Annotated in this window: 1 protein-coding gene; it reads left to right on the forward strand. The window is 74.6% G+C overall.

Translation table 11 applies throughout. From position 1 onward, the window contains the following. The coding region (locus tag KUM38_RS41425; RefSeq protein ID WP_217137308.1) for a hypothetical protein at positions 1-224 on the forward strand (224 nt) is incomplete at both ends.

The raw sequence follows: 224 nt of genomic DNA on the forward strand, positions 1-224 counted from the left end.
CTCGTGGAGTCGCGGGACGGGGAGGGTCGTCCCGGTGGTGTCGAGGGCCGGTTGGAGTTCGCGCGGGATCTGTTCGACGAGGAGACCGCGCGCCGGCTGGCCGAGGGCCTGGTGCGCCTGCTGAAGGCGGTGGCGGCCGATCCGCGGGTGCGGGTCGGTGAGCTGGAGGTGCTGTCGCCGGTCGAGCGTGGCTGGGTGGTGGAGGGGTGGAACGCGACGGGGCG

This window comes from Streptomyces sp. AC558_RSS880, assembly GCF_019049255.1.
GTDB lineage: Bacteria > Actinomycetota > Actinomycetes > Streptomycetales > Streptomycetaceae > Streptomyces.